This window comes from Sagittula salina, assembly GCF_017813235.1.
Classification (GTDB): Bacteria; Pseudomonadota; Alphaproteobacteria; order Rhodobacterales; family Rhodobacteraceae; genus Sagittula; species Sagittula salina.
This window is the reverse complement of record NZ_JAGISH010000026.1, coordinates 1-11,749: the sequence shown is the minus strand read 5'-3', so window position 1 is coordinate 11,749 and position 11,749 is coordinate 1. Positions and strand designations below refer to the sequence as shown.

11 protein-coding genes are annotated in these 11,749 nt (G+C 63.8%); 7 read left to right on the top strand and 4 right to left on the bottom strand.

Annotation, left to right across the window (positions count from 1 at the left end):
- From J5474_RS22195 to J5474_RS23350, 3 genes are all read left to right on the top strand, one after another.
- Window positions 1–359: hypothetical protein (locus tag J5474_RS22195; protein WP_209364176.1), on the top strand; the 359-nt coding region annotated here is incomplete at its 5' end.
- A 265-nt stretch (window positions 360–624) separates the two neighbouring features.
- A complete protein-coding gene (locus tag J5474_RS22190; protein WP_425342914.1) occupies window positions 625–4,098 on the top strand; it encodes a RecQ family ATP-dependent DNA helicase in 3,474 nt (1,157 codons plus the stop codon).
- Entirely contained in the window at window positions 4,011–5,588 is a 1,578-nt protein-coding gene (locus J5474_RS23350; RefSeq protein ID WP_425342913.1) for a UvrD-helicase domain-containing protein, read from the top strand. The genes J5474_RS22190 and J5474_RS23350 overlap by 88 nt, the downstream gene beginning before the upstream one ends.
- Window positions 5,589–5,629: 41 nt before the next feature.
- Here J5474_RS23350 and J5474_RS22185 read toward each other — a convergent pair whose 3' ends face one another.
- Window positions 5,630–5,977, bottom strand: coding sequence for a hypothetical protein (locus J5474_RS22185; RefSeq protein WP_209364175.1), 348 nt, complete (start codon window positions 5,975–5,977; stop codon window positions 5,630–5,632).
- A 219-nt stretch (window positions 5,978–6,196) separates the two neighbouring features.
- Here J5474_RS22185 and J5474_RS22180 point away from each other — a divergent pair, with 219 nt between their 5' ends.
- A complete protein-coding gene (locus J5474_RS22180; protein ID WP_209364174.1) occupies window positions 6,197–7,675 on the top strand; it encodes a MobA/MobL family protein in 1,479 nt (492 codons plus the stop codon).
- A gap of 372 nt (window positions 7,676–8,047) precedes the next feature.
- On the opposite strand, the gene J5474_RS22175 is transcribed toward J5474_RS22180, so the two are convergent.
- Both J5474_RS22175 and J5474_RS22170 read right to left on the bottom strand, forming a co-directional pair.
- Window positions 8,048–8,239 (bottom strand): hypothetical protein, encoded by a 192-nt coding sequence (locus J5474_RS22175; protein WP_209364173.1) that lies wholly within the window; start codon window positions 8,237–8,239, stop codon window positions 8,048–8,050.
- Window positions 8,240–8,479: 240 nt separating this feature from the next.
- Window positions 8,480–8,989, bottom strand: coding sequence for a hypothetical protein (locus tag J5474_RS22170; RefSeq protein ID WP_209364171.1), 510 nt, complete (start codon window positions 8,987–8,989; stop codon window positions 8,480–8,482).
- Between J5474_RS22170 and J5474_RS22165 the strand changes: the two genes are divergently transcribed.
- From J5474_RS22165 to J5474_RS22155, 3 genes are all read left to right on the top strand, one after another.
- Window positions 8,898–9,650, top strand: a complete 753-nt coding sequence (locus J5474_RS22165) for a phage major capsid protein (protein WP_342454086.1) — start codon at window positions 8,898–8,900, stop codon at window positions 9,648–9,650. The genes J5474_RS22170 and J5474_RS22165 overlap by 92 nt on opposite strands.
- Window positions 9,651–9,742: 92 nt before the next feature.
- On the top strand, window positions 9,743–10,222 hold the full coding sequence (locus J5474_RS22160; protein ID WP_342454087.1) for an HK97 family phage prohead protease: 480 nt from the start codon (window positions 9,743–9,745) through the stop codon (window positions 10,220–10,222).
- 2 nt (window positions 10,223–10,224) lie between these two features.
- Window positions 10,225–11,391, top strand: coding sequence for a phage portal protein (locus J5474_RS22155; protein WP_209364167.1), 1,167 nt, complete (start codon window positions 10,225–10,227; stop codon window positions 11,389–11,391).
- Window positions 11,392–11,451: 60 nt separating this feature from the next.
- Here J5474_RS22155 and J5474_RS22150 read toward each other — a convergent pair.
- Window positions 11,452–11,749: hypothetical protein (locus J5474_RS22150; protein ID WP_209364165.1), on the bottom strand; the 298-nt coding region annotated here is incomplete at its 5' end.

Here is an 11,749-nt window from a genome sequence, read left to right as displayed (position 1 = left end):
CTGTCACAGAGGCTGCAGGCCAAATCCGTCCGGGGAAAGGGGAACTCTGCCCCTCAACTGATTTGTGCAACAAAGCCATCAAGGATGCGAGCGCTGCCGGTATAAGTTTTCGGAACTGTGGCAAGAAATCGATCGCGGAGGGACGACATGTCGACGTTTTGAGTGTTTTGCAGGAATTTCTCGGCGTTCGTGTCGTAAAATCTGTTCATATAGCTTTTCTGGCAATTCTGATTGCCGCGGTCTTTTTGTTGCGGTTCTGTAAGGTTATCGGGTTCGCGCAAGTTATTGACGGTCGGTTTGGAATATTCGCGAGGCCATTATCAATTGGACAACGATTGGGGCCTTTCCATTCTGCGTAAGTGTTCTTGTGAACACAGGCTTTGCGGTCGGGCGACATCAAATACTGTGTCATGCTTGACCAGGCCAGGCCAAGCGTTTCAGATAAGTTGTTGATATAAATAGCTCCACTGGTGCCCCCTGCTACAGGCCGTCAACCAACCTGATCCATTCCTGGCGCGATGCCTGTCTGTCGATCTTGAGGTCGATCCAAAAATGGCGCGCGTATTCGACCTGGCGGCGGTGCGCTGTGATGACAGGCCTGCATTGCGATGCCAGAAAGGTGACATGGCGGTCGCGCTGGATCGGTTGGAGGCAGACCTCGGCGAAACCCGGCATCTCATCGGACATAACATCCTGCGCCATGACCTGCCGCATCTGGCGGCCATGCGGCCGAGGCTGGCGCAGCTTGCCGAATCCCCGATCGACACCCTCTGGCTCAATCCGTTGGCTTTTCCGCGCAACCCGTATCACCACCTCGTCAAGCACTACCATGACGGGCGGCTTCTCTCGGGTCATGTCAACGATCCAGAGGCAGACGCGCGGCTTGTGTTCGACGTGCTGGAGAATCAACTCGGAGCCTTCCGCGCATTGTACGCAAAGGCGCCGGATACAGTCGCCGCCTACCATTACCTGACGACGCGTGGCGAACAGGATCAGGGTTTCGGTGCCGTGTTCGGGCATGTCCGTGGTGCGGGCGTGCCCTCTGCTGATCAAGCCCGACAGGCGCTGTCGAGGTTGATGGAGGGTGAAGCTTGCCGCACAGCGGTGCGGCAAATGCTGGATCAGTTTGGCGCGCCGCAGACGGGGTGGCCGTTGGCCTTTGCGTTGGCGTGGATCTCGGTCGCCGGTGGCGACTCCGTCATGCCCCCCTGGGTCAGGATGCAGTTTCCGGATACCGCGCGTATGGTGAAACGCCTACGCGACACGGCCTGCGATGCGGCGGACTGCCCTTGGTGCCGCGAGAAGAGCGATCCCGTAAAGGCGCTCTCACGCTGGTTCGGCTTCGATGGTTTCCGGCCCACGCCCACCGATGCAGATGGCCGCCCACTGCAGGAGCGCATCGTCGACGAGGGCATGCGCGGCAACAGCCTGCTGGGCATCCTGCCCACCGGGACAGGCAAATCCGTATGCTACCAGATTCCGGCACTGGCAAAGTTCGATCGGATCGGTGCGCTGACGGTCGTGATCTCGCCGCTGGTCGCGCTGATGGCCGACCAGGTGGCGGGGATGGAGCGGACAGGCATTTCCTCCGCGGTCACCGTGAACGGGATGCTCTCGTTGCCCGAGCGTCAGGATGCGCTCGACAAGGTCCGCATGGGCGAGGCCGCGATGCTTCTGATCTCGCCCGAGCAGTTGCGGAGTGTCTCTGTGCGCTCCGTTCTCAAGCAACGCGAAATCGGCCTCTGGGTTCTGGACGAGGCGCATTGCGTATCGAAATGGGGGCACGATTTCCGGCCCGACTATCGCTACATCTCGCGTTTCATTCGTGAAACAGCGGGCGATGAAGAACCGGCCCCGGTGATCTGCCTGACCGCCACTGCCAAGCCAGAGGTGGTGCGCGATATTCGCGACCATTTCCATCAGAGGCTTGGAACCGAGTTGTTGCTGCTGGACGGCGGGGCCTCGCGCACGAATCTGAGTTTCGAGGTGCGCTCGACCGGCAAGCGGACGAAGCTGGCCGACATCCTGGATGTCATCGAACAGCGTCTTCCGGTCGAGGGAGCCTCCGGCGCCGTGGTCTATTGCGCGACGCGCAAGGCGACAGAGGAAGTCGCGCAGTTCCTGCAGCAACAGGGCCTGTCGGCGGAGCGATACCATGCCGGCCTGACACCCGATGAGAAGAAGACCATCCAGGAACGGTTCCGGGTGGGCGAGTTGCGGGTGATCGCCGCCACCAACGCCTTCGGCATGGGCATCGACAAGCCTGATATCCGGCTGGTGGTGCACGGCGACATCCCCGGCTCGCTCGAAAATTACCTACAGGAGGCCGGCCGCGCTGGGCGGGACCGTGCTCATGCCAATTGCGTGCTGCTCTACGCGCCGGACGACGTGGAGCGGCAGTTTCAACTCACTGCGCGGTCGCGGCTCGACCGGCGCGAGATCGGAGCCATCCTGAAGGCTGTTCGACGCATGGATGCCCGGACGCGCAGCACGGGCACTGTTGTCGCCACCCCTGGCGAGATCGTCCGGCAGGAACACGACCGCGAATTCCAGCGTGAAAGCGCCACGGATGACACGCGGGTCAAGACCGCGATTTCATGGCTGGAGGAGGCCAAGCTCCTGTCTCGCGAGGAAAACCGCGTGCAGGTCTTTCCGTCGTCGCTGCGGGTGCGCAGCATCGACGAGGCGGGGTCGCGGATGGAGAAGGCGCAGATCACCGGGATGCGCCGGACGCAGTTGATGGACATTGTCCGCCACCTGATGAATGCGCCCCCTGACGAAGGCATTTCCACTGACGAGTTGACCGGCGTGAGCGGGCTGACGGGCGGTCAGCTGACCAAGGCTCTGGCAGATCTTGAATCCCTCGGGATCGCGCGGAATGACACAGCGGTCACGGTCTTCGTGCATTCCGGAGTGACGGACGATTCTCGCAAGCGGCTGAGACAGGCTACACGGCTGGAAATAGACCTGATCGCGGTCATGAGGGAAGAAGCGCCTGATGCGGAAGATGCGGTCACCACGCCCTTCAACCTGCAATTGGCCAGCCAGAAGCTACGCGACCAGGGTCATAGTCACGTCCGCCCCGACGTGGTCGAGAAATTGCTGCGCGGCATGGGGCGCGACGGCCGAGACCTCGACGGTGGCAAGGGCAATGTGCGCCTGCGCAAGGCCTCTCGCGACACGCTGTTCGTAGCTCTGCAACGGTCCTGGTCGGTATTGGAGCAGTCGGCCGCGCTGCGCCGGCAAGCCGGTGAAGCGCTGGTGGAGCATCTGTTGGGGCGGCTCGGAAAAGGTCAGCGCGGCAAGGACCAACAGGTCGAAACCACACTGGGCGATATGCTGGCGACCCTGACGGGCGACGCGTTCCTCCGAGGTCAGGTCAAAGAAATGACCCGGCTGATGGACCGCGCGCTTCTATGGCTGCACGAGCAGGAGGTGGTGACTCTCGGCAAGGGGCTTACAGTTTTCCGGCCCGCGATGACGGTCCAGCTTGCGCCGGGCAAGACGCAGTTCCTGGTTAAGGATTTCGCGCCATTGCAGGAGCACTATGACGAACAGACGGTGCAGACCCATGTAATGGCGGCCTACGCGGAAACGGGGTTGTCCTCGATACAGGACGCCATCCGCCTGACGGAGGATTATTTCGCGCTCGACCAGGAAGGCTTCATGGGCCGCTGGATGAAAGGCAAGACGACCGAAGTGAAGCGGCAGACGACGGGGAAGTCGTGGCAGAACGTCGTCGAGGCCCTCGGCAATCCCGTCCAGCAGAAAATCGTCGCCGATGATCGGGACGCGACCAACGTGCTGGTCCTTGCCGGCCCGGGCTCGGGCAAGACCCGCGTGTTGGTGCACCGCATCGCTTACCTGATCCGCGTCCGGCGCGAAGACCCGCGCAGCATCCTTGTCCTGAGCTACAACCGCCACGCTGCGGTGGAGATCCGGGCGCGTCTTCGGCATCTGGTGGGAGACGAGGCATTCGGTGTGACGGTGTCGACCTGTCATGCAATGGCATGCGGCTTGTGGGCGCCAGCTTTGCCGGGTCGCAGGCAGAGAGCCGGGACTTCGACGGTATCGTCAAGGAGGCGGTGCGTCAGTTGAACGGCGAAGGCCTGAGCAAGGCCGAAGCCGAGGCGCAGCGCGAGACGCTGATCCAAGGCTATCGTTGGATCCTCGTAGATGAATACCAGGACATCGGCCCCGAGGAATATGCCCTGATCGCCGCCGTTGCAGGACGGACGATCGATGACGAGGATATGAAGCTCAGTCTTTTCGCAGTGGGTGATGACGATCAGAACATCTACGCCTTCGCCGGGGCGTCCATCAAATTCATCCGACAATTCGAGCAGGATTACCGGGCGAAGCCTGAATTTCTCGTCGAAAATTATCGCTCCACCCGTCATATCATCGAGGCCTCCAACACAGTGATCGCCGGGGCCGGTGAAAGGATGAAGCTGGGCCACGACATCACCATCGACCGGAAGCGCCGCAAGGACTCGCCGGGCGGCGTGATGGAAGCCTGGGACCCTGTAGGGCATGGTCGGGTGCAGCTTCTTCAATGCCCGCCCGGGGATCGGATGCAGGCCGTCGCAGCGGTGAGTGAGTTGCAGCGCCTGGCGGAATTGCAGCCTGGCTGGAACTGGTCTCGCACGGCCATCATCGCGCGAAATTGGAGACAACTTGCCCCGGTGCGCGCCTTTGCTGAGGCGCAGGGAATTCCAGTCGAAATGGCCAATGAGAGCCTACCGAGCCTCTGGCGCCTGCGCGAGATGCGGCAATTCATCGACCGCATAATCCGCGACCGAACTCGCGTTCTGGGCGTGACAGACCTGCTGGATTTCGTGAACCACATGCAGCGTAATCGGTGGACCAACCTTATCGCAGAAGGCATCGCCGCGCTGGCCCAGGAGATCGGCACAGGGCAGGTCTCAGTTCCCGATCTCGTGGAGTGGTTCGGTGAATGGGCGCGTGACGCGCGGGGTGAGCAGCGGGGGCTGTTGCTGATGACGGCGCACCGAGCCAAGGGGCTCGAATTCGACGACGTGGTGATCCTGAATGGTGGTTGGGAAAGGCCATCTCGGAACGAAGATCTCGATGCGCCACGCGGGCTGTTCTACGTTGCCATGACGCGAGCGAGGCGCAGCCTTGCGGTGATGACGCAGGGCCCACATGCATTCGTTCCGGCAAACGGCGACAACATCTTGCGCAGGCACGCCACGCTGCCCGATGCGCGTGATCTGCCACCGGATCGGACATATTTGATGCCTGTCATGAGCCAGGTGTTCATTGATTGGTCTGGTCGTTTGCATAGCGGGGATCGCTGTCTCGCAGCGATCGCGGAGGCACAAATTGGCGACAGCGTCGCGCTGGTGAAAGATGGCGCCCGTTGGTCGGTCCGGGACTTGCACGGGCGCGCGTTGATCATGATGAAAGGCGGATGGAATGTCCCTGATGGACAGCGTGTCGTTTCTGCCGAGGTCGGCGCGATTGTTAGTCGCCACGCTCATGAAAGCAGCGAAGAACACCGGTCCAAGCTTCGGCGCGATACCTGGGAAGTCGTGCTGCCGGAGATCGTGCTGGAAGCCTGCTGAGTTTGCGGCCTCAGGGAGGCCACCAGTGTTCTCGTAAAGGGTCAGGAAACGTCTGAAGGAAACGGCAACTGCGCCGTCTCGGTGTCGTCGGTCCGCGCTGAGACATGCGCCGCCGCAGCCGCATCGATGTCATGAAGTATTTCAGCCAAGGGGAACGCAATGCGCTCCCTTTCTTTGAGGCGAACATGAACAATCCTTAGAAAGCGTTGTCGCTCGGCCTTCGCCAAGGTGGTCAGCCAGTCGAGGAAAGCGTAGCCGAAAAGAATTTTGCGGCGGGTGTCGCGCTTGCGGCTCTGGTCCGCCGCCTTGGCCTTCGCATCGGCCAGTTTTGCGCGTTCCCGCGCGATCTTCGCCTCCAGTGCGGCGATCTGTTTCTCGGTGGGTGTCATGGTCATTTCCTTTCGGGTCGTCGTCACCGAACGGGAAATGTTGCCTCGGTGCTCGTGGCGCTCCCCGAAAAATTCCTGCGTGCCCGGTGGCGGTGACAGGCGCCCCAACCGAGCCTGGAAAGGGCAAGCGCGCGGTTACGCAACTCCTGATTAGTTGCCGCGCGCCTGCGGCGGGCTGTTTACCGAGCGGTGCCGAGCAGGGGGCGCCATCTCCTCGGCATGAGACACAAAGCCTCCCGCCTCGAGATCAAGATCCGCAAGCGCGCCAACACCGGCTCCATCGTTGCGGCGGCGGCCTACTGTGCGGGCGGGCGCTACCGCTGCGACCGTACCGGGCGGCTGAAAAACTATTCCCGCCGCCGCGATGTCGTCTCGGTCGAGTCGATCAAGATGCCGCATGATCCCGAGCGGCTTTGGAACCTCGCCTGTGCAGCGGAGAAACATCCCCGCGCGCGGCTCGCCCGTGAAATTCTGGTGTCGCTGCCGCACGAGCTACCGCTCGAGACGCAGCGCGTTCTGGTCCGCGGCTTTTGCCTCTGGCTACACGACCGCTACGGAATTTCCTCAATGGCGGCCATCCATCACCCGCTTGCCCAGGGCGTCGATGACGAGGTCGTCGCCGACATGATCCCGCAGACTGAGGGGAGAAAAAAGCCGGCAAAGCTGCGAAAGCATGAGCGCGGCAACGCGCTAAATCACCACGTTTACATTCTTTGCCCCACGCGGGTCTGGGACGAGAATACGCAGAGCTTCGCCAAGAAAATCCGGGGACTCGACGACGTGAAAACCGGACCGGGATGCGTCCGCCAGATCCGCGAGGAATGGCGCGGCGCGTCAACCGGCACCTGGAAAAGGCCGGCGTGGCGGCCCGTGTGGATCTGCGCAGCTACGAGGCGGCAGCGGCGGCCGGTGACGCGCCAGAGGGTGACCCCGCAGCCGAAGCTGGGGTCGCGTAACGCCGCGCGCGGCCGGCGGCGGGAGCAGGAGGCAGGGCGCGACGACACTTTCCTCGGGCAGGCCCGCGCGAAAGCACGCGCCGCTACCGATGAACTCTGGAAAAGCTGGCTTATCCTGCGGGACGCAGAACGCGAGAAGGCGCGGCTGGAAAAATCGCAGAGGATCGCCTCCGAAACCGAAGAGGCGCGTCGGGCGGCAACCGTCAAGGCCGAGACGAAAATCGACGCCACAGAGACCGCCGCCGCCGGAGCCGAGGCCATCGAAGCCGCGCCCCACCTCGACGCGCTCGACCCGCAGAAGGCCGCGATCGCGTGGGCCGAGGGCCGGCTCGAGGCGGAGATCGACCGGGAAAGCGACAAGACCATCGCTCCCGAAACGGAAGCGGCGGCCACCCCGAAGACGGGGCAGCCGCCGAAATTCGTCATGAGCGAGAGGGAGAAGAAACGCGCCCGCCCGCCGTGCCAGAGCCATGCCGGCCACTTCGCTGATCGTCGCGCGGCGAGCGACGTGTTGAGGGGTGGCGAAACGCTCGTGAGCCTTCGTGAGAAGACGGTCGTGGCGCGCCCGGTCAATTTTCTCGGAGGCCAGAATGGCACGTGCGGTTTCCTGCCACAAACGCGGCGAAAGCGAGGTTATGCGCAGGGCCGCGATCTGGCCTGTTGCACTGTTGACCACATGAAAAACGAGAGGCCAGGTGGCGTTTGGTGTCAGCTTGTCCGCAGTTTCCAGAACCCTGCGTAGCGCGATGCGATCCGCCGGGGCCTCGATCCCCAGAGCGAAGCTGCAATCGAGGCAAAGGCCACCCACGCGGATGACGAGAAGAGGCAGAACGTCCGGCCCGCTGCGCAGCTTGGTCAGCGAAAGGTGCAGCTTCGCGGATTTCAGCGATAGCCGCTCCGCGTCGTCGATATCGCGAAGCTCGATGGCACAGATGGCCAGGAGGTCATCGCCTTGTTCCTTGAGATACATGCAGGCGCCATCCTGTGGCAACCGGGGGAGAGGGGAGGGCTGACCCACTTCAAGGGAGATCATCGGTTTGTGTCCTTTATGATTGAGGAGACAGCGCGCGAGGGGCAGCCGCGCTGTCGAAAGAGTTGTGGAGAGCGGCCCCGGTCAGCCCCGACGCCAGGGCGCGCGGGCGACCGTGTCGACGAGGCGGCGCTGCCGGGTGTCCAGCCGCTGCCAGGCTTCGCGGAAATCGGCGTAATCCTCGGGCAGCAGGTCGAGCCGGCCGAAGGCGAGCGCGACCGCAATGGTCTCGCGGGTCGAAAGCGGGCCGATCACGTCGTCCACCTCGGCGCCCATCAGGATGTGCCGGCAGGCGCCGATATCGCCGCCCCCGGTCCCGGTGGTGATCTCGGCGAGGGCGGCTTGGTGAGCGGCTTTCCCGTCATGGCGCGGCGGAGCATGTCGAGTACGTCGTTCATGAAAACCTTCCTTTCTTGAAGCGCGGCAGTCGGGGATCGGCCGCCTGGGAAGGATTTCGGAACGTCCGGGATCTCGCGGGAAAGATCGGCGGCATGACCTAGCGTCAGGGTGCCGTCCTCATGGACGACGCGCGTCGAGCCGGGCGCGCGAAGCGCCCTCCGCCCAGTCACCCAGCTTTCGCGACCTCTGCGCGATCCGCAGCCACCCGCTTGCGCCGCCCCCTTTTCGGCGAGGGCTCCCCCAGTTGTTGAAAAGGGGAAAACCCTCGCGCCGTTCGGCGTGATAGGCTCGGTAGTCATAGATCTTCCGGGTTTCTTCGGGAGCCTTGGCCGCCACGCCATAGTGGTTGCTGCCGTCGATATCGCGATGCCGGTCGCTATCGGGCTCGGCATCAAGGCGTTCCGCTTCCAGAAGCTCGCGCAGGGGCTTGGCCTGTTCGTAGGCTTGAAGCCTCAGGTGCTGCGAGCCGTCGCGCTGGCGTTCCTCGACCTCAGCGTCGGCGAGCCGGCCGAGAAACGCCTCATGCAGGTGGCCTGTGACCACCTCGGCCGTTACGGCTGGCTGGGCTGACGGCGAAGCCGCGAACGTGGCCGGGCCGACCGCCTTCGCGACGACGGATCGCGCCATGTCGCCGGACCACAACCTCGGCATTCAGATGCGCATCACGCGCAAGACGCTGAAACAGGCGGGGGCGGCGTTGGAGCAGGCTGTGCGGCGCGACATGAGCGGGGCAATGGGCGTGGCGATGGATCAGGCGGCGTTCCTCGGCACCGGGGCAAACGGCCAGCCGCTTGGTGTTATCGCGGGCGCGGCGACCTACGGCATTACCTCCACCCCCGTGGCTGCGCTGGCGAGCTGGGGCGCGTTCCGCTCGGCCGTCACGCGCTTCATGACCGCCAACGCCGCAGGTTCGCCCGATGCGGTTCGCGCCCTGATCCGGCCCGAACTGTGGGATTACCTGGACGGCGCACTGATCGCGGGCACGGCGGTGTCCGAATGGGACCGCCTGGTGAAGAACATCCCGGCTGGCAATATCGCCATGACGAACAACGCGCTGGCCGCGCCAACCGGTTCGCCTTTGGCAACCTCGTCCCTGCTGACCACCGCGGCGGGCGGTGTGGCTCCGATCTTTATCGGCGCGTGGGGGGCGGTGGACATGATCCGCGACCCGTTCAGCGATGCACAATCCGGCGGGCTTCGGATCACCGCCCTTGCCACCATGGACATTACCGTTGCACGCCCGAAGCAGCTCGAACTGCTGACCGGCCTCGAACTGGCGGCGGGCTGATGCTCTGGGGTGCACATGTTGGCAGCCTGGAGCTGCGGAACGAAGGCGGAGAAATCCGCCTTCGGGCATCGTTCCCCTATAACCGGGAAACAGTGTTGGCCGAGGCCATGGGCCGAGGGCGTGAGCGGCGCGAGAAGATCGCCGCCCGCGCCTTTTCCCCGCGCATCGACGGCGGCGAAGACGTGCACTTTCTTGCCGGTCACGACTTCAACCGCCCGCTGGCCTCGCGATCCGCCGGCACACTAACCCTGACCGAGGCGGACGACGCCTTGACGGTTGATGCGGTGATCGGGGCCGACATGCAGGCAGTGTCCTATGTTCGCGACTTCCTGTCGGCCCATGCCGCAGGGCTGGTGCGCGGTTTGTCGCCGGGGTTCCGTGTCAGGCCAGGCGGAGAGACGGTGGAGGAGCGCGGCAACGCGATCCTGCGCACCATCCGCGCCGCAGATCTGATCGAGATTAGCGCCGTGACGAAACCGGCCTATCCGGCGGCCCAGATCGAGGCCCGCGATTGGGCCACGTCACCCGAAGTGCGCCGGGCAAATCTAATCGTTGCAAATCGCTGGAGGTGATCATGCTGGCATGGATCAGAAACAAGCTGCGCCCGATCGAGGCCCGATCCAGCGGCGCTGGCTACACGGCGCAGGTCATGGCTGCGCGCGACAGCTACATCAACGGTCGGCGCGGTGTGGCCGAGTTGACGGCGACGGTGCAAAGCTGCGTCAGCCTGTGGGAAGGCGGCTTCGCCATGGCAGACGTGACCGGCACGGACCTGCTGACCCGGCAGACCATGGCCCTGATCGCCCGCTCTGTCGCCCTGGGCGGCGAAGCGGTGTTCCTGGTGACGGACCTCGGCCTTGTCCCTGCGACGGATTGGGATGTGTCCACCCGCGACGGCAGGCCCCGCGCTTACCGCCTGTCCATCCCCGAAGCGGGCGGCGGGCGGACGGTGACGGCCCTTGCGGCGGAAGTGCTGCATCTGCGCATCGGCTCCGACGCCCTGTCGCCCTGGATAGGAACGGCACCCTTGCGCCGGTCCAGCCTCACCGGCGCGATGCTGCACGCGGTGGAATCGGCGCTGGCCGAAACCTTCGAGAATGCCCCGCTCGGCTCGCAGATCGTTCCCTTGCCCGACAGCGGGGCCGAGGACATGGCGAACATGCGCGCGGCCTTCCGGGGGCGGCGGGGTTCAACGTTGGTCATCGAGGGCGTTGCCCAAGCCACGGCAGCGGGGATGCATCCGCAAGTGGGCCAGCGGCCCGACAACCTGTCGCCCGACCTTTCCCGCAGCATGACGGCGGAGACGCTGGCAGCGGCGCGCGAGGGGGTATTGATGGCCTATGGTGTTTTGCCGTCGCTGGTGAACCGGGCGGCAACTGGCCCCGCTGTTCGTGAGGCTCAGCGCCAGCTCGCGATCTGGACCTTGCAGCCCATCGCGGCCCTGCTGGCCGACGAAGCCTCCGCCAAGCTTGGTGCCGTGGTGGCAATCGACACGATCCGCCCGCTGCAAGCTTTCGATGCGGGTGGGCGCGCACGCGCCCTGTCAGCGATCATAAAGACGCTTGCGGAGGCCAAGGAAGCTGACATTCCGCCTGAAGCCGTTGCCGGTGCCATGCGTATGGTGGACTGGAAAGAGGAATACTGCGCGAGCGCGCTTGGAACTGACGCGCCCAAGGATTCCGAGAGTAGCATCCCGGCCACGACTGCGTGCGGCTTTCCTGGGGCGCTGCGTGCTACTTAAGCAAAAGTGCGACTATTCAGTCCCCGAAGCCAGATAGCGTGGTGCCGATAATTGCCACTTCTATTTGAATTCTGGCAAGACTGCTTTCGGCCAGCAGGTGCTCCCATGCGCCATCTCTGGCATTTTCTGATGCTCCGCATAGTTTTTCGCGGTGTCCCCAGTCAGTCGCACAATACTTGTACTGCGACGCGCTTCAGCAATCAGCTCATTATCTTCGGTTCGAAACTCGATTTGGCTCAATGAACGACTAAGGTCTGCCAGCCTTGCGCGCGCCTCGCAGCATTGTTGCAGAAAGGCGGGCTGAGGGGTGAGTGACCCTTTCCCGCTCAGGCTCATGCCACGCGAACGACCTCGGCGG